Annotated in this window: 18 protein-coding genes; 12 read left to right on the forward strand and 6 right to left on the reverse strand. The window is 74.5% G+C overall.

Annotation, left to right across the window (positions count from 1 at the left end; translation table 11 throughout):
* Positions 1-111 precede the first annotated feature (111 nt).
* On the forward strand, positions 112-837 hold the full coding sequence (locus HCU73_RS05400) for an FkbM family methyltransferase (RefSeq protein WP_168622420.1): 726 nt from the start codon (positions 112-114) through the stop codon (positions 835-837).
* Here HCU73_RS05400 and HCU73_RS05405 read toward each other — a convergent pair.
* From HCU73_RS05405 to HCU73_RS05425, 5 genes are all read right to left on the reverse strand, one after another.
* Positions 834-1,613 carry an inositol monophosphatase family protein gene (locus tag HCU73_RS05405; RefSeq protein WP_168622421.1) on the reverse strand — a complete coding sequence of 260 codons (780 nt, stop codon included), beginning with the start codon at positions 1,611-1,613 and terminating at the stop codon, positions 834-836. The genes HCU73_RS05400 and HCU73_RS05405 overlap by 4 nt on opposite strands.
* A 4-nt stretch (positions 1,614-1,617) precedes the next feature.
* On the reverse strand, positions 1,618-2,673 hold the full coding sequence (locus HCU73_RS05410; RefSeq protein ID WP_168622422.1) for a glycosyltransferase family 4 protein: 1,056 nt from the start codon (positions 2,671-2,673) through the stop codon (positions 1,618-1,620).
* A gap of 95 nt (positions 2,674-2,768) precedes the next feature.
* Positions 2,769-3,701: a lysylphosphatidylglycerol synthase domain-containing protein gene (locus tag HCU73_RS05415; RefSeq protein WP_168622423.1), complete on the reverse strand. Its 933-nt coding sequence runs from the start codon at positions 3,699-3,701 to the stop codon at positions 2,769-2,771.
* Positions 3,702-3,705: 4 nt separating this feature from the next.
* On the reverse strand, positions 3,706-5,337 hold the full coding sequence (locus tag HCU73_RS05420) for a sulfatase-like hydrolase/transferase (RefSeq protein ID WP_338051986.1): 1,632 nt from the start codon (positions 5,335-5,337) through the stop codon (positions 3,706-3,708).
* Entirely contained in the window at positions 5,334-6,080 is a 747-nt protein-coding gene (locus tag HCU73_RS05425) for a CDP-alcohol phosphatidyltransferase family protein (RefSeq protein WP_168622424.1), read from the reverse strand. The genes HCU73_RS05420 and HCU73_RS05425 overlap by 4 nt, the downstream gene beginning before the upstream one ends.
* 107 nt (positions 6,081-6,187) lie before the next feature.
* Between HCU73_RS05425 and HCU73_RS05430 the strand changes: the two genes are divergently transcribed.
* From HCU73_RS05430 to HCU73_RS05440, 3 genes are all read left to right on the forward strand, one after another.
* The gene (locus HCU73_RS05430; RefSeq protein WP_168622425.1) at positions 6,188-6,739 is read left to right on the forward strand and encodes a cytochrome b; all 552 of its coding nucleotides are present in this window, start codon (positions 6,188-6,190) and stop codon (positions 6,737-6,739) included.
* A 104-nt stretch (positions 6,740-6,843) separates the two neighbouring features.
* On the forward strand, positions 6,844-8,430 hold the full coding sequence (gene mdoH / locus HCU73_RS05435; RefSeq protein ID WP_168622426.1) for a glucans biosynthesis glucosyltransferase MdoH: 1,587 nt from the start codon (positions 6,844-6,846) through the stop codon (positions 8,428-8,430).
* Entirely contained in the window at positions 8,430-9,938 is a 1,509-nt protein-coding gene (locus HCU73_RS05440) for an OpgD/OpgG family glucan biosynthesis protein (protein WP_168622427.1), read from the forward strand. Before mdoH ends, HCU73_RS05440 begins: the two co-directional genes overlap by 1 nt.
* Before the next feature lie 2 nt (positions 9,939-9,940).
* On the opposite strand, the gene HCU73_RS05445 is transcribed toward HCU73_RS05440, so the two are convergent.
* Positions 9,941-10,678, reverse strand: coding sequence for an endonuclease/exonuclease/phosphatase family protein (locus tag HCU73_RS05445; protein ID WP_338051988.1), 738 nt, complete (start codon positions 10,676-10,678; stop codon positions 9,941-9,943).
* Between the two features lie 155 nt (positions 10,679-10,833).
* Here HCU73_RS05445 and HCU73_RS05450 point away from each other — a divergent pair, with 155 nt between their 5' ends.
* From HCU73_RS05450 to HCU73_RS05485, 8 genes are all read left to right on the forward strand, one after another.
* The gene (locus tag HCU73_RS05450) at positions 10,834-11,703 is read left to right on the forward strand and encodes a methyltransferase family protein (RefSeq protein WP_168622428.1); all 870 of its coding nucleotides are present in this window, start codon (positions 10,834-10,836) and stop codon (positions 11,701-11,703) included.
* 216 nt (positions 11,704-11,919) lie between these two features.
* Positions 11,920-12,657, forward strand: coding sequence for a hypothetical protein (locus HCU73_RS05455; protein WP_168622384.1), 738 nt, complete (start codon positions 11,920-11,922; stop codon positions 12,655-12,657).
* A 128-nt stretch (positions 12,658-12,785) separates the two neighbouring features.
* Positions 12,786-13,520, forward strand: coding sequence for a hypothetical protein (locus tag HCU73_RS05460; protein WP_168622385.1), 735 nt, complete (start codon positions 12,786-12,788; stop codon positions 13,518-13,520).
* Positions 13,521-13,642: 122 nt separating this feature from the next.
* Complete coding sequence (locus HCU73_RS05465; RefSeq protein WP_168622429.1) at positions 13,643-14,482, forward strand: outer membrane protein; 840 nt, start codon at positions 13,643-13,645, stop codon at positions 14,480-14,482.
* Positions 14,483-14,583: 101 nt separating this feature from the next.
* Complete coding sequence (locus HCU73_RS05470) at positions 14,584-15,858, forward strand: NAD(P)/FAD-dependent oxidoreductase (protein ID WP_168622430.1); 1,275 nt, start codon at positions 14,584-14,586, stop codon at positions 15,856-15,858.
* A gap of 232 nt (positions 15,859-16,090) precedes the next feature.
* Entirely contained in the window at positions 16,091-16,375 is a 285-nt protein-coding gene (gene ihfB / locus HCU73_RS05475; protein WP_168622431.1) for an integration host factor subunit beta, read from the forward strand.
* Positions 16,376-16,397: 22 nt separating this feature from the next.
* Positions 16,398-16,766 carry a lipopolysaccharide assembly protein LapA domain-containing protein gene (locus HCU73_RS05480; RefSeq protein WP_168622432.1) on the forward strand — a complete coding sequence of 123 codons (369 nt, stop codon included), beginning with the start codon at positions 16,398-16,400 and terminating at the stop codon, positions 16,764-16,766.
* A 7-nt stretch (positions 16,767-16,773) separates the two neighbouring features.
* The gene (locus HCU73_RS05485; RefSeq protein ID WP_168622433.1) at positions 16,774-17,418 is read left to right on the forward strand and encodes a phosphoribosylanthranilate isomerase; all 645 of its coding nucleotides are present in this window, start codon (positions 16,774-16,776) and stop codon (positions 17,416-17,418) included.
* Positions 17,419-17,420 lie beyond the last annotated feature (2 nt).

Consider the following 17,420-nt stretch of genomic DNA (forward strand, 5'->3'; position numbering starts at 1 on the left):
GGCGGTGGCCGCGCTGGCAAGGGTGTCCGCGTCGTGTCGCTGCGGCGTCGCGGGCTGGACGCGCGGATCGCCGCGCTATCTCTGGGCGAATGTGTCGGAAAGGGTGAGGACATGGAGCGCTGGCTCGGTCTCGCAAGGTCGCTCGTGATCTATCACAATCCCGCGACCGTGCGGGCGTGGCGCCGCTTTTATGGGCAGATCCTGCGCCCCGGCGACCTGGTGATCGACGTGGGCGCCCATGTCGGCACGCGGACCCGCGCGATGCGGCGGGCCGGCGCCCGCGTCGTGGCGCTGGAACCCCAGGCGCTGTTCGCGCGCTACCTGCGCCTGACCCTGCCGCGCGACATCGTGCTGATCGAGGCGGCGGCCGGCGGTGCCGAGACGGTGGCGCGGATGGCGGTGTCCTCGCGCCACCCCACCGTGTCGTCGCTGCAGGCGGCCTTCGTCGATGCGGCCCCGGCGGCGCCGGGCTTCGGCCATGTGCGCTGGGACCGGACCGAGGAGGTCCGGATGGTCACGCTCGACGGGCTGATCGCGCGGCACGGGGTGCCCGCCTACGTCAAGATCGACGTCGAGGGGTTCGAGATCGAGGTGCTGTCGGGCCTGTCCCGGCCGGTGCCGATGCTGTCGGTGGAATACCTGCCCGGGTTCGCCTCGCTGACCACCCGTGTGATCGCCCGGCTGGAGGAGCTCGGCCCCTACCGCTTCAACCCGGTGGTGGGGGAGCGGTCGGGCTTTCTCTGGCCCGACTGGCGCGACGGGGCGGCGGCGCGCGAGTGGCTGGCGGGGCTGCCCGCCGACGCGGCCTCGGGCGACCTGTTCGCGCGGCTGCCCTAGCCGCGGACCGTCGCGGCGAAGGCCGGGAACAGCGCCTGCGTGGCCGCGATCACGTTGCCCAGATCCTCGGGGCGCTCGCCCGGCGCCCAGCCCGCCACCTCGGCCCCGGCCTCGCGCAGCAGCACCAGCCCCGCCGCGATGTCCCAGGGCTGCAGCCGCCGTTCCCAGAACCCGTCCAGCCGCCCGGCCGCGACATAGGCGAGGTCGAGCGCCGCAGCCCCCATCCGCCGCACCCCGGCGCAGCGTGGCATCAGGCGGGCGATGTCGGCGGCGTGGTCGTCGATATGGGCCATGCCGCCGAAGGGAATGCCGGTGCCGAACAGCGCGCGCGACAGGTCCGCGGTGTCGGCGGGCGCCATCGGCTGCCCGTTCAGCGCCGCGCCCCGTCCGCGGCAGGCGGCGAAGGTCTCGTCCTTCACCGGGTCGTGCACGACGCCCACGGTCAGCACGCCCGCCTCCTCCAGCGCGACGGACACCGCCCAGTGGCCGATCCCGCGTAGGAAGTTCGTGGTGCCGTCCAGCGGGTCGACGATCCAGCGCCGTCCGCCGCCGCCGGCCGCCCCGGTCTCCTCGCCGAGCCAGCCGTCGCCGGGCCGCGCCGCGGCGATGCCGGCGCGCAGGTGGTCCTCGGCGGCGCGGTCGGCCTCGGACACGAAGTCGCCGGCGCGCTTGGTGTCGACCCGCAGCCGCCCGCGCGCGGCCCAGTGCCCGAGCAGGATCACGCCGGCCTCCCGCGCGAGGCGCTCCGCCAGCGCGAGGTCGTCCTCTGCAGCCATCGCCTCAGGCCCCCGCCGCCACGCGGTCGAGCACGCCCGCCACCACCCGCGCGGTGTCCTCCCAGCCCGGCAGGGCCGCCCCCGCCGCCGCCGAGGCCGCCGCCATCGCCGCCCGCGTGCCGTCCTCGTCCAGCACCCGCGCCAGCGCCCCGGCGAAGGCCGCGGGGTCGTCGGGCGGCACCATGAGGCCCGCCCCCGGCGCCACCGTGTCGGGCACCGCGCCTGTGGCGCAGGTGACGATCGGCAGGCCATGCGCCATCGCCTCGTCGAACACGATGCCGTAGCCCTCGTAGCGGGTCGCCAGCGCGAAGACGGCGGCCTGCCCGTAGAGCCGCGCCAGTTCCGCGCCGGGGACGCGGCCGGCCAGCCGCACCCGCCCGGCCAGCCCCGCCTCGGCCACCAGCCGCGACAGGAGCGCGGCGTGCCCCGCATCCAGCGCCGAGCCGACGATCACCGCCTGCCAGGGCCGGTCCGCCAGCTGCGCCAGCGCGCGGATCAGCACGTCATGCCCCTTGCGCGGCACCTGGATGCCCACCGACAGGATCAGTGGCGGATCGGCCTTGTCCACCCGCCCCATCGGCCGGTCGGTGCCGGGCCGCGCGATGGTGATGCGGTCGGCGGGGACGCCGTAGTCCGACACCAGCAGCGCGGCGGTGTGCGGGCTCGGCACGAGGACATGGGCGGCCAAAGCGAGGTTGTCGCGCTCGGTCCGGTACAGGTGGTCGCGGCGGTCGGCGGGCAGGCTGCCCTCGTGCGCCAGCGGGTGGTGCACCAGCGCCACAATGGGGGCGGCCATGCCGGTCAGCACCGCGCGGTCCATCGCCCCCATCGCCAGCCCGTCGATGATGACGGGGCAGCCCGCCGGCACCTCGGCGAGGCGGGCCGCGGCCGCGGCCATGTCGGCCGGGGTCGGATCGGGGAACGACCCGCCCAGCGCCACATGCGCCACCTCGCGGCCCAGCGCGCGCAGCCCGCACAGCAGGCGACGGTCGTAGATGTAGCCCCCCGTCAGGGTCATCAGGTCGCCGGGGACGGCGAGGGCGGCGCTCGGGGCGGTCATGGTCAGGGGCTCCGGTCAGGGGCAGGGCAGGGCACGCGCCCGGTGCGGGACATGGGACGCGGCGGCGCGGCGTCCAGCTTCGGGCGGGCGCGGGGTCACGGCTTGACCGGGCGCGCGCCGGTGGCGACGGCCGCCGCGACGGCCCCGGGCAGCGCCGCCACCAGCACGGCGACACCGAAGGCGACGCTGGCCGCCAGGCCCTCGGCCGCGGTCGCGCCGGCCAGCGGCAGCAGCACCGCGGCGGCCCCCTCGCGCAGGCCCCAGCCGCTGACCGTGACCGGGACCAGCATGGTGAACAGGATCAGCGGCACCAGCACCAGCGCGGCCCCGGGCGCCAGCGCCACGCCGACGGCGGCGGCGCAAAGCGCGAAGGCCGCGATGTTGAGGAGTGCCGTGGCCGCGCTCATCGCCGCCTGCCGGGTCCGCACCCGCGGCGCCCACACGGCCCGCAGGAAGGCCGCTCCGGTGCCCGCCATCGCGCGGCCCGCCCGCCCCGGCAGCCGCGGCCCCGCCAGCGCCAGCGCCAGCACCACCGCAACCGCCCCCGCAAGGCCCGCCAGCACCGGCGGCAGGAGCCAGCCCGGCCAGTCGAAGCCCCCGGGCACCGCCAGCGTGCCGGCCACCGCCCCCGCGAACAGCAGGAGCAGCGCCGCCTGGCCCGCCAGCCGCTCGAACAGGACCGCCTGCCCCGAGGCCAGCAGCCCCGCCTGCGCCCGCGCCCGGACCGCCCGGCCCGCATCGCCCAGAACGCCCCCCGGCAGGGCCTGGTTCACGATCTGCGACAGGTAGTATTCCCGCAGCGCCGTGCGCCGGTCGAGCACGATGCCCAGCTGCCCCGCGGTCAGCCGCCAGCGCAGCGCCGACAGCACCGTCTGCGCCGTCAGCGCCGCCAGTGCCGCCGCCAGCCACAGGGGCTGCGCCGCGGCGAGGTGGCCCAGGGCCGCCCGCCCGTCGGCGACATGCCACAGCACCGCAAGCAGGCCCACGGCCACCCCGACCTGCACCACCCGGACCAGCGGCCGCGCCATCGCCTCAGCCCTCCCCGCCCGGCGCGGCGGTGGTGAAGCTCTGCAGGATGCGGTCGCGCATCCGGTCCATCGGCACCACGGTCGCGTCCGCCGGCGGGATCAGGCCGGGGGCAAGGCCCCAGTCCGCGGCGGCGCGGTCGACCAGGTGGGCCGGGCCGATCACGTGGATCGGCACGTCGGGCCGGTCGTCCAGCGCGACGAAGCCCGCCGCCTGGTGGTCGCCCAGCACGATCATCAGCGGCGGGTCGTCGGCGTGGCGCGCGGCGTAGGACAGCACCACCTGCAGCGCGTAGTCGATGGCCAGCCGGTATTGCGCCCGCACCCGGTCGCGGTCGCGCCAGACCACGTCGGGCGGATCGCCCGCCGCCGCCATCGCGTCGAAGACGCGCCCGTCGCCGAGGACGTCCCAGTCGACCATCTCGGGCACAGGCACCCAGGGCGCGTGGCTCGACCCGGTGGCGAGCTGGATGAAATACGGCCGGTCATCGGGCCGCGCGTCGCGCAGCAGGCGGTCCATCGCGGCGAAGGTGAACTGGTCGGGCATCGTGACCCAGTTGAAGTTGCGCCCGGCATAGCCGAGGTCGGCCGCGGCGAGGATGGTCTCGAACCCCATCACGCTGCTTTCCGGCCAGTCGAGCGTGATCTGCGGCATCACGGCGGCGGTGTGGAACCCGGCCCGCGCGGCGAGGTGGTAGAGCGTCTGCCGGTTCGAGGCGAGCACCGCGCCATAGCGTGTCTGCCCGTCGACCCAGAGCCCGTTGGCAAAGGTGGAATGCGCCAGCCAGCTCTGCCCGCCGCGGGTGGGCGAGGCGAGCAGGCCCGAGGCCATGGCAAGGCCGCGCGCGGCCAGATCGGCCTCGCCCGCGGCCAGCGTGGCGCGGTGCAGGTCGGCGAACAGCGGCGTGTCGAGGCTGGTGCGCCCGTAGCTTTCCACGAAGACGACGATCACGTCGCGGTCGATCGCGTCGAGAAGCCCGGCACCGCCGGCGAAGGGGTCGGTCGCGGCGGCGGCCTCGAAGGCGCGCAGGTCGGCCAGCGTCGCCTGCGCCATCAGCAGCCGTTCGAGGCCCACGCGGGCGGTGAAGGCCGCGCCGGGGGGCTGCGCCGGCAGGTCCCAGCGGCCCATGGTGTCGCCGACCTCGGCGGTGGCGACCCCGGCCGCGGCGATGGCCGCCACCGCCGCGCCGGCCCGGAGCACCGCCCGCCCCGGCCGCGCCGCGGCCCAGACGCCGGTTGCCCACCACAGCGCCGCCGCGGCCGCGGCCACGGCCAGCAGCGCCGCCGCGGCCGCCAGCACCGTCAGCGCCGGCCCGATCGCACCCGTCAGGAGCCGCATCCCCGCCTCGACCAGCGCGAGGTCGGCGACCGGGTTGAAGCCCCGTGCCAGCGCCGTGAACATGGCGTAGTCCGCCGCCTTGAGCACCGCGATCAGCAGGAGAAGCGCGACGAGCCCCGCGCGCAGGGCGCGCCCGGCCCGCCCGTCGCCCACCGCCATCAGCCCCAGCAGCACGGCCGGCCATTCCAGCGGGAAGGCCGCCAGCGCGCCCCAGGTCATCGCGTCGGGGTGGTTGGGCTGCACCAGCACGAGGTAGAGGATCAGGGCGGCCAGACCCAGCCGCAGGGCGGTGCGCGTCACGACCGGGTCCGCCACAGCCAGAGCACGTCGCGCCCGAAGGACCAGCCCAGCACCGCGGCCCCGCCGGCCAGGATGGCCACCGCGACAGGGCCCTGCACCACCGGCGCCTGCAGCGCGATCAGCGCCGCGATCTGCACCACGCAGGCGGCCTTGCGCCCGAAGCGGTCGGGCAGCGGCGCGAGGAGCCACGGCCAGACCGCGCCCGCGGCGACGAACACGTAGCGCGGCAACCCCAGCAGCAGCACCGCCGCGCCCACGGTTCCCGCGGCCCAGGCGTTGAGCGCCAGGATCAGTCCCAGCGCCGCGTCCACCTCCATGTCGAAGCGCGCCCCGAAGGCCGACACCCGGCCCTGCCGCCGGGCCAGCCAGCCGTCCGCCCCGTCGAGCGTCAGCGCCACCAGCGCCACGGCCAGCACCGCCCAGCCCGAGGCGGGCGCCACCAGCGGCGCCAGCAGCGCGGCGGTCAGCGCCAGCCGGGCCAGCGTCACCAGATTGGCCGCGCCGAGATCGGGGTGGGGGTAGCCCCGCCGCATCCCCGCGACGGCCAACGCGGCCCCCGCAAGGTGCCCCGCCAGCGCCACGCCCACGGGCGCCGGCGACGGGCCGCCCAGCGCCGCGGCCAGCGCCGCGACGGCGGGCGCCGCGGCCAGCGCGGCAAGCCCCAGGCCCGCCACGGGGCCGTGGCGCAGCGGCAGGGGCGCAGGGATGTGCGGGGCGGCAGGGGTGCGATCGAAGTCGGCCATGGCGCGGAGTCTAGCATCGCCGCGATCCTGTCAAGCCACCGCCCCGCCGCTTGAACCCGCCGGGGGCAGGGCTAACTGCCAGAGGGGAAGTCAAAGGGCGGCGCGGCATGGACCAGACACGGTATTCCAACACGGCGCGCGGGCTGCACTGGCTGATGGCGGTGCTGATCGTGCTGACGGTGCCCGCCGGCCTCGTGATGGTGCAGGAGGGCATCAGCCGCGACCTGCAGAACGCGCTGTTCCTGTATCACAAGAACGTGGGCGTCCTGCTGCTGCTGCTGGTCGCCGTCCGTCTGGCGTGGCGCTGGCGCAACCCGCCGCCGCCCAAGCCCGCAAGCCTGCCGCAGTGGCAGGCGCGCATCGCCGAGGCGACCCACGTCGCGCTCTATGCCCTGCTCGTCGCGGTGCCGGTGGCCGGCTACGTCCGGGTCCGGGCGGGCGGTTTTCCGATCGAAAGCCTCGACGCGCTGGGCGTGCCCGCCCTTGTCCCGCGTTCGGACGCGCTGGCCGAGGTGGCCAAGACGATCCATTACGGCGCCGGTCTCCTGATCGCCGCCGTGATCGCGCTCCATGTCGGCGCCGCCTTGTTTCACGGCATCGTGAAGCGCGACGGCGTGTTTTCGCGCATGTGGCCGCCGCTCGGCGGTCGGGGCCGCTGACGCCATCTTGCATCCGCCAACCGGCGAGATACCTCCGCGCCCTGCCGGGGAGAATCAGAGCGCCCGGTCATCATGTCGGGCCCGAAGGAGGGGCCGGTCAGAAAATGTCAGTGGCAGAGATCACATTCCGCCCCGTGCGGACGCGGACAGGCCTCGTGGACAGGCCCGGCTTTGGCTGGCTCATCGCGCATCTCGGGCTGACCCTGCTGGGCGCCGCGGCCATCGCCGCGGCCGTCGCGGTCGCGGTGACGGCCTGGACCCCGTCCGCCTGGGCGGCGCTGGCCCTGGTGACCCTCGGGGCGATCTGGATCGCCGGCGGCGCCGCGACCGCGCTGCTCGGCCTGCTGCAGCCGGCGGCGCCGGTCGCCCGGATCGAAGATGGTTGGCGCCCCTCGGGCCGCACTGCGCTGCTCGTGCTGCTGTGCGGCGAGGAGGCGGGCCCGCTCGCCACCCATCTCGGCGCGCTGCGCCGGGGCGCCGATGCGCTGGGCCTCGGCGACGGCGCCGCCGACATCTTCGTGCTGTCCGACACCCGTGACCCCGCCCGCATCGCCGCCGAGGAAGAGGCCCTCGCCCCCCTCGTCGCCGCGGGTGCGATCACCTACCGCCGCCGCGCCGACAACGTCGGCCGCAAGCCGGGCAACATCGCCGACTGGCTGGCGACCCGGTCGGACGGCTACGCCTACATGCTGGTGCTCGACGCCGACAGCCGGATGAGCGCGGGCCGCGTGCGGTCCCTGATCCACCGGATGGAAAGCCAGCCGCGTCTCGGCCTGCTGCAGGCGGGCATGGCGATGGTCCCGGGCCGGAGCCTGTTCGGCCGCCACCAGCGCCTCGCCTCGCGCCTGTTGTCTCACAACTTCGGCCGCGGGCTCGCGGCCTGGTCGGGCGAGGCCGGCAACTACTGGGGCCACAACGCGATCATGCGCGTCGCCGCCTTCCGCAGCGCGGTGTCGCTGCCGGTGCTGTCGGGCCGCGCGCCCTTTGGCGGGCCGCCGCTCAGCCACGACTTCATCGAGGCCGCCTGGATCCGCCGCGCCGGCTGGGCCGTGGCGCTCGACCCCGACATGCGCGGCAGCGCCGAGGACGGGCCGCAGACGCTGGCCGAGTTCCACAAGCGCGACCGCCGCTGGTGCCAGGGCAACCTGCAGCACGTCCGACTGATCGCCGAGCCGGGGCTAGACCCGGTCAGCCGGCTGCACCTCGCCTCGGGCATCGCGAGCTACCTCGCCGCCCCGGTCTGGTTCGCGCTGGTGGGGCTGGTCGCCACCGGGTCGGTGCGGGTCGAGGGCGCGCTGCCGCTGGTCGTGGTGGCGGGCGTGCTGCTGCTGCCCAAGCTCTGCGCGCTGGGCCACTGGCTGGTGCGTGCGCGCACCGCGGCGCGCCGGGCGCTCATCCTGCGCGCCAGCCTGGGCGAGCTGGCGCTGTCCACCCTGATCGCGCCGCTGGTGATGGTGCGCCAGACCGCGGCCGTTCTGTCGGTCCTGTCCGGGCGCGACTGCGGCTGGAAATCCGGCCGCGCGCCGCGCCTGCGGGTGCCGGCGGGCGTGCCCGAGGCGGCGGTGGGCCTGGCGCTGGTGGCCGTGGCCGCCGCGACCGAGCCGGCCTCGTCGGCCGCGTGGCTCCTGCCCGTGGCGCTGCCGCTCCTGGGCGCGCCGCTCCTGCAGCGCCTGCTCGATCGGGGGGCATGATGCAGCGCCGCACGTTCCTGCTCGGCACGGCGGCCCTGGCCGTCCTGCCCGCGATCCGCCTGGCCGCCCAGCCCGCCGCGCCCGCCTCGCTGATCGAGGTGGCCCGTGCGCTGGCCGCCGCGCCCTATCTGCCGCCCTCTGGCCAGCTGCCGCCGCCCTTCGCGGGGCTGACCTACGACGCCTATCGCGGCATCCGGCCGATCCCCGGCCGCGCCGCGATGCTGCCGCTCGGCGACGACTACGCGCTGGACCTGCTGCCGCCCGGCCTGTTCTTTCCCGACCCGGTCGAGATCGACCTGCCGGACGGCGGCGGCGGCTTTGCGCAGCTGCCGCTCACGCCGGCGCTGTTCGACTTCGAGCCGCGCTACTTCGACGCCATCCCCGACACCGCGCCCGGCGCGGGGTTCTCGGGCCTGCGCCTGCGGCATCCGCTGAACACGCCGGACGTCTTGGACGAGGTGCTGGTGGTGCAGGGCGCGAGCTACTTCCGCGCCATCGGGCAGGCGATGGTCTACGGGCTGTCGGCGCGCGCGGTGGCCATCGGCACCGGCGGCCCCGTCGCCGAGGAGTTCCCGCGCTTCACCCGGCTGCGCCTGCACCCGGCCGCCGACGGCGCGGTGCGCCTCGAGGCGGTGATCGACAGTCCCTCGCTCGCCGGGCACATGGACATGGTGCTGCGCCCCGGCGCGGACACCGTGACCGAGATCGCGGTGACGCTGATGCCCCGGCGCGAGATCGCCGACATCGGTGTCGCGCCGCTGACCTCGATGTACCTCAAGGGGCCGATGCGCGCCGCGGTGTCCGACGACTTCCGCCCGCGGGTGCATGACAGCGACGTGCTGGTGATCGAGAACGGCGGCGGCGAACGGGTCTGGCGGCCCATCGCCAACCCCGCCCGGATCGAGACCTCGGCCTTCCTCGACGACGGGCCGGTGGGCTTCGGCCTGTGGCAGACGGCGCGGTCCTTCGAGGATTTCGAGGACAGCGAGGCGCGCTACCACGACCGGCCCTCGGCCCGGGTCGAGCCGCTGGAGGACTGGGGGCCCGGCGCGGTGATGCTGGTCGAGATCCCCACCGGCGACGAATTCATGGACAACATCGTCGCCTTCTGGCGCCCCGCCGCGCCGCTGGCCGCCGGCAGCGAGCACCGCTTTGCCTACCGCCTGACCTGGACCCGCGGCCAGCCGCTTGCCGGCACGGCGATGCCGGTCCGTCAGAGCCGCAGCGGGCGTGAGCACGACCGCCCCGGCACCCGCCGGTTCGTGGTCGATTTCGCCGGCCCGCCCGACGGGCTGGTCGCGGATGTGTCTGCTACGGGGTCGGCCGAGCTGATCGGCACCAGCCTGTTCCCGCTGCCCGAGGGGCGGGGCACGCGCGTCACCTTCCTGTTGACGCCGGGCACCGAGGACAGCATCGACCTGCGCCTCGTGCTGCGCGACGCGGGCGGCGCGGCGGCGAGCCCGGTCTGGCTCTACCGCTGGACCCGGGCGCGCGACGGCGGCGTCTGACGCTAGAGCGCCACCTGCGCCGCCAGCGGCCGGTGATCCGAGGCCATTCGGATCCCCGGCCCATCCAGCACCCGCGCCGACACCACGCGCGCCGGCGGCGTCACCAGCACCCGGTCGAGCGGCAGGACAGGCCGCCCCACCGGGAAGGTCGCCGGCGCCGGCCCCGCCAGGGGCAGGCCGGTGATCCGGCGCGACAGCGCCAGCCCGCCCCAGGGCCGCCATTCGTTCAGGTCGCCGCACAGGATGGTCGGCCGCGCCGTGCGCCGGAACAGGTGCTGGCCGATGGTGCGCATCTGCGCCGCGCGCAGGGCCTGCGCCAGCGACAGGTGCGTGCCCACCAGCCGCAGGGCGCGGCCGCGCAGGGTGAGGTCGACCACCACCGCGCCCCGGTGGCAGCGCCCCGGCAGGTCGACCAGCGCGATGTCCTCGACCCGCGCGTCGGGATGCAGGAACACGATCGTCCCGAGAAAGCCGTGGCTGCCGTCGCCCCAGCGGTGCGCGGCGTCGCCGTGGACATGCGACAGCCCGGTGGCCGCCTCGACCTCCGCCAAGTCCAGCACGCCCCGGTGCGGCGGCACCTCCTCGTCGGCTTCCTGCAGGATCAGGGCGTCCTGCCCCGGCGGGCAGACCTCGGCGGCCAGCACGCGGGCGGTGCGGGCGGGGTCGACCACGCCGTCGTTGCCGCGCCCGCGGTGGATGTTCCAGCTGACGCAGGAAAACAGCGCCTCGTCCCGTGCCACGCGCCCCTCTGCCTCCCCCGGTCCCTGTCCCGTCCAAGGATATCGCCGCCGCGCGCCGCATCAAGGCGCGGGACCCGTCGCCGCACCCCGTTGAGACCGCGCGCCGCCGCGCCACCTCGCCCGGTGACGAAACCGGGCGCGAAGGGACGGCGGCGATGGCGGGCAGGGGCAGGGCGGCGTGGCAGGTGCGGGATCCCAGGATCGCGGGCCTTGTCGCGCTGGTGGCCGGTGCGCTCAGCCCGCCGCCGGGGGCCGGGCGGATCGCGCTGGCGGTGCTCTTCGGCGCGGTCTGTCACGCGGTCTTTGCCGCGGCGGTGCTGGCGATGATCGTGGCCATGTTCTTCGGCCTGAGCGAGAGCTTCGGGCGCGTGCCCTGGCCCTGGGCGGCGCTGGCCAACGCCGCGCTGCTGGTCCAGTTCCCGCTGGCGCATTCGGTGCTGCTGACGGGGCCCGGCGGGCGCTGGCTGGCCCGGGTGGTGCCGGGGCCGCACGGGCAGACGCTCGCCACGACGACCTACGCCATCATCGCCTCGGCGCAGCTGCTGGCGCTGTTCGCGCTCTGGACGCCGTCGGGCATCGTCTGGTGGCGGGCGGAGGGCGGGGCCTTCTGGGTCCTGTGCGCGGCCTACGCGGCCAGCTGGCTCCTGTTGATGAAGGCCAGCTTCGACGCGGGCGCCGAGGTGCAGTCGGGGGCGCTTGGCTGGATGTCGCTGATGGCCGCGCGCCGCCCGGTGTTCCCCGACATGCCGGTGCTGGGCCTGTTCCGGGTGATCCGGCAGCCGATCTACGTCGCCTTCGCGCTGACGCTGTGGACGGTGCCGGTCTGGACCCCGGACCAGTTGGCGCTGGCGCTGGCCTTCACCGCCTACTGCCTTGCGGCGCCGCGCCTCAAGGAGCGCCGCTTTGCCCGGCGCTACGGCCCGCGCTTCGCGCAGTACCGCGCGGAGGTGCCCTATGCCGTGCCCCGGCTGCGCGGGCCGCTTGGCCGCCCGGCCCCGCACCGGCACGGCCCGCCGCAGGGGTAGGGGCCAAGGGACCAACCCGCCGCCCGGGCCGGGTGACGGCGGCATCTGCCCCGCCCGCGGGCATAGGCTTGCGCATCCAGCCATCTGAAAAGGCTGGGAAATTCCGCAATTAAGTTGTCATCGTCAATTTTCTTGGCAGGATTGATAGAGATCAAGTAGAATCGGCAATGACAATGATTAACCTCCGCCATGATGTTTTTTCAAAAGGAGGAAAGCATGTTCACGAAGTCCTTGGGTCGGGGCGTTTTCGCCCTCTCCGCGTCGGCGCTGGCCCTGTCGGCCGCGCTTGCCCTCGTCTCGTCGGTGTCCCCGTATCCGGGGTTCCACGGCGTCGCCTGGGCCGAAGACACGGAGGATCCGCAGGGTCCGCAGGGCGGCGGCGGCCAGGGCCAGGGTCAGGGCGGCCCGGGTAACCAGGGTGGCCAGGGCCAGGGCCAGGGTCAAGGCCAGGGTCAGGGCCAGGGCGGGCCTGCCGGCAGCGCCGGTGGCGGTCGGCCGCCGTGGGCGGCGGAAGGCATTCCCGAGATCGAGCTCGGGCGCCTGAGCGTGGCCCGGTCGCCCGATCACGTGCTGGACCGGGCCTATGACGAGGCGCTCCTGTCCCTCGCCGCGATGGCGGCCTTCTACAACCTGTCGCTCGACGAAATGATCACCGAGCTGTCTCTGAACTGGGACAACGTCTCGCTGCTCGACTCGCCGCTTCAGAACCTCGCCCTGCTGCGGGACGCGATGGATGGCGCCATCGACCTGTCGTCCTACGGCATCACCAATGACATCGACACGCTGATGGCGGTGTTCCTCGGGGTGGCGTCGGACAAGAACGTGCCGATCACCTGGGAAACGGCCTACGCGATCTCGATCATCTTCGAGATGCCGATGTCCGAGGCCGACGCCGCGGAGCTGGCTGCCGCGGCCGAGGCGATCCGCATCGCCGTCCTCGCCGGCCACGGCTGAGCCCGGCCCCCGGCCTGCCGCCCGGTCCCCCGGGGCCGGCGGCAGGCCGATTTTTCAGATCAGGTACAGGAGACATCGGGATGTCATTGTTCAAGACAGAGCGCCCGGCCATCCGGAACGGGATTTCCATGCTTGCCGTTGCCGCGCTGATCGGCGCGGCCGCCCTGACCGTCACGGCGACGTCGGTGTCCGGCCCCGCATGGGCCCAGACCGGCGGCCATGGCGGTGGTGGCGGCGGCGGCGGCGGCCATGAAGAAGGCGGCCACGAGGAAGGCGGCGGTGGCGGCCACGGCGGTGGCGGCCAGGGCGGCGGCCACGGTGGCGGCGACGAGGGCACGGAGGGCGGCTCGGGCAACGGCCAGGGCGGCCAGGGCGGCCAGGCAGGGCAGGGCGGTGGCGGCCGGCCGCCGTGGGCCGCGGAAGGCATTCCCGAGGTCGAACTCGGGCGCCTCAACGTCGCGCGCGCCCCGGGTCACGTGCTCGACCGCGCCTATGACGAGGCGCTTGCGCAACTGGCGGCGATGGCGGGCTTCTACAACCTGTCCCTCGACCAGATGATCGTCGAGCTGCAGACCAACTGGGACGCGCTCGCCCTGATCGACAGCCCGCTGCAGAACCTGTCGCTCCTGCGCGACGCGCTGGATGGCACCCTCGACCTGTCCGCCTACGGCATCACCAACGACCGTGACACCCTGATGGCGGCCTTCCTGGGGGTCGCCACCGACAAGGCCGTCCCGGTGACCACGGAGACGGTGATCGCCCTGTCTATCATCCTGGAAATGCCGATGTCCGAGGCCGATGCCGCCGTGCTTGCGGCCCGGGCCGAGGCGATCCGGCAGGCCGTCGTCATCGGCCACGGTTGAAATCCTGCAACACCGCACGACCCGAAGCCGCGCCCCGCGCGGCTTCGGGCTTGTTCGGGGAGCCGACGCCTTGCTATCCAGCGGTAATTATCGCTTTCGCCCATGAATTTTACGAGGCCCCGATGAAAGACACCCTGTTCGCCACCCTTGTCGCCGTGGCCTCCCTCGGGCTGTCCGCCGGGACCGCCGCCGCCGATGCCGCGGGCCCCCTCGCGCTCGACGGCACCGCCAGCACGCAGGCCTCGGTCACCTACGGCCCCTATCTGCGCTTCGAGATCGGCGGCGCCCTGACGACGCTGGGGGATGCCTACTGGCTGCCCCCGGGCCAGAGCGACCCGCAGATCGATTTCGACCTCGACGGTGACGACGTGGGCTTCGGCGCGATTGCCGTGGGCTTCGACTGGCAGAACGGGGTCCGGGCCGACCTCGCGCTCCTGCGCACCGGCGACATCGGCTTTGCCGGGCCCTGCGCCTCGGCTTCGGACGGCTCGCCCTGCGACGGCACGCAGCAGGCCAACTTCCTCGACCAGCACGCTGACATCTCGGACGGCTCGGTCCACAGCGCGGCCCTGATGGCGAACCTGTTCTACGCCCCGCTGGAGGCCCGCGGTTCGGCGGCGACCTTCCAGCCCTATGTCGTGGCCGGCCTCGGCCTGGCGCGGAACGCGGTGGACTACTGGACGCGGGTCAACCCGGCCGCCACCCAGCCCACCCGCACCTTCGGCTCCAACACCACCACGGATCTGGCCTGGTCCATCGGCATCGGCGCGTCGTGGCAGCTGACCCGGCCCGGCGACCGCCCGATCCTGCTGGACGTGTCGCTGCGGCACTATGATTTCGGCACCGCCGTCGGCGGCTCCACCTCGGCCCAGCAGGGCGGCATCCCGCGCGAGCCGCTGACCTTCGAACTGACCTCGCAGGTCCTGACCGTCGGCCTGCGCATCCCGCTGCAGCGCTACTGAGCGCCGCAAGCCCGGCCGCGCGCGCCGCGAATTGACAGCCGTCCCGCCGCCCGCCATCACGGGCGGCGAGGCGCCGCGGCGGCGCCGCGAGGCGTGCGGACATGCGACAGGACGGCCCGATTTCCCTGTGGGACACGACGGCGGAGGAGCGCGCGCCCGACCCGGCCGCAAGCCTGCCCGCGCAGGTCGACCTTGCCATCGTCGGCGGCGGCTACACCGGCCTGTCCACCGCGCTGCACGCCGCCGAGGCGGGGCTGTCGGCCCATGTGATCGAGGCGCACGGGATCGGGCAGGGCGGGTCGGGGCGCAACGCGGGCCTTGTCAACGCCGGCATCTGGCTGCCGCCCGCCCAGGTGAAACAGGCACTCGGCCCCGATTACGGCCCCCGCTTCCTGCGCCGCTTCGCCGACGGGCCGCAGACCGTCTTCGACCTGATCGAACGCCACCAGATCCGCTGTGAGGCGACGCGCGAGGGCACGATCCACGCCGCCCACGCCGCCTCGGGCCTGCGCGACCTCGAGGGGCGGCACCGCGAATGGGTGGCCATGGGCGAGCCGGTCGACCTGCTGGACGCGGCGGCCATGGCGGAACGGGTCGGCACGCGGGCCTTTCCCGGCGGGCTGCTCGACCACCGGGCCGGCACCGTGAACCCGATGGGCTATGCCCGCGGCCTCGCCCGCGCCGCGCGGGCGGCCGGCGCGGGGATCAGCACCGGCATCCGCGTCACCGGGCTGACCAAGGCCGGCGGCGGCTGGCGGGTGGAGACGCCGCAGGGTCCGGTCGCGGCGCGCGCCGTGGTGCTGGCCACCAACGCCTACACCGACACGCTGTGGCCCGGCCTTCGGCGCAGCTATACGCCGATCCACTACGTGCAGATCGCCACCCGCCCGCTGGGGCCCGAGGCGGCGCATATCCTGCCCGGGCGGCAGGGCCTCTGGACCACCGCGCCGATCATGATCTCATTGCGCCGCGACGCGCGCGACCGGCTGATCCTGGGTTCCATGGGCCGGCTGATCGGCACCGCGCAGTCGGGGGTGACGGCGCGCTGGGCGCGGCGCGAGCTGGCCCGGCTGTTCCCGGGCCTCGGCCCCGTCGCCTTCGAGGAGGCCTGGGACGGCCAGATCGCGATGACGCCGGACCACCTGCCGCGCATCCACCGGCTGGACGAGGGGCTCTATACCCCGATCGGCTACAACGGCCGCGGGATCACCACCGGCACCATCTTCGGACAGGCCATCGCCGGCCTGCTGACCGGCGCCGACCCCGCCGGCCTGCCGCTGCCGATGACCGACGTGGCGCCGGTCGCCTCGGCGCCCCTGATGCGGCGGGTCTACGCGCTGGGCTTTGCCGCGAACCAGCTGATCCGCGGCCTCTGAGCGCCGCCGTGCCGCCCCGAATCGCCGCCGCCCGCCCGTCCCGCCGCCCGGCCGCGCGCGGGGCCCGGCGCGGGGGTGCCCGGACGAAACCGGGCCGCGGATCGGCGAAACCCGGCGGAATGGCGCCCGGGGCGCCCGAATCTGCGCTGTTTTCCAAGGCTTGCCAGTGTTCAGCCCGAAAGAATGTGCCTATAGTGACCGGGCCTGCGCTATCACGGGGGAGGGACGCCAGATGATACGCTCGGAGCTGATCCAGAAGCTCTCGGAAGAGAATCCGCACCTCTACCAGCGCGATGTCGAACGGATCGTGAATGCGATCTTCGAGGAAATCATCGAGGCCATGGCCCGCGGCGACCGCGTCGAGCTGCGGGGCTTCGGCGCCTTCTCGGTCAAGAAACGCGACGCCCGCACCGGCCGCAACCCGCGCACCGGCGAAAGCGTGGACGTCGACGAGAAGCACGTGCCTTTCTTCAAGGCCGGCAAACTGCTACGCGACAGGCTGAACGGCGAGGCGTAAGACACCCGGGAGCACTCCGACCATGGCCATCCTCAGATACCTCAAATACACCTTTCTCTTCGTCGTGGCGCTCGGGCTGGTGCTGATGGCGATGGCCAACCGCGAGACCGTGGTGCTGGAGGTGATTCCCGAGGATCTGGCCGCCTGGTTCGGCATCCAGTACGCGATCGAGATGCCGCTGTTCGTGGTGATCCTCGGCGGCGTGATGCTGGGCATCCTGGTGGGCTTCGTCTGGGAATGGCTGCGCGAGCACCGGCACCGGGCCGAGGCCAAGACCCAGAAGCGCACCGCGCAGGCGCTGGAGCGCGAGGTGCAGACCCTCAAGGGCCCCGCGCGCGACAGCCAGGACGAGATTCTCGCGCTGGTGGACGGAACCGGCACGGCGCGCTGAGCCGGCCATGGACACAGCGATCAAATTCTGCGGCCTGACCCGGCCGCAGGACATCGACGCCGCGGTGGCGGCCGGGGCCCGCTACGTGGGCTTCGTGTTCTTTCCGAAATCGCCGCGCAACGTCAGCCTCGAGACCGCCCGCGCGCTGGCGCTGCGGGTGCCGCCGGGCGTCGCCAAGGTGGCGTTGACCGTCGATGCCGACGACGCCGCGCTCGACGCGCTGCTGGCGGCGGTGCCGCTCGACCTGTTGCAGCTGCACGGCCACGAAAGCCCCGCGCGCGTGGCCGAGGTCCGGGCGCGCCATGGCCTGCCGGTGATGAAGGCCGTCGGCATCGCCGAGGCGGCGGACCTGGCCGAGATCGACCGCTACCAGCCCGTCGCCGACCTTCTCCTGATCGACGCCAAGCCGCCGAGGGGCGCCGACCTGCCCGGCGGCAACGGGCTCGCCTTCGACTGGCGGCTGCTGGCGGGGCGGAAATACTGGACCAAGCCCTGGCTCCTGGCGGGCGGGCTCACGCCCGCGAACGTGGCCGAGGCGGTGCGCCTGACCGGGGCGCGGCAGGTCGACGTGTCCTCGGGCGTCGAGAGCGCGCCGGGGATCAAGGACGCGGACCGCATGGCCGCCTTCGCGGCCGCGCTCGGCGGGGCCTGACC

Source organism: Roseicyclus persicicus (genome assembly GCF_012395815.1).
Taxonomy (GTDB): Bacteria; Pseudomonadota; Alphaproteobacteria; order Rhodobacterales; family Rhodobacteraceae; genus Roseicyclus; species Roseicyclus persicicus.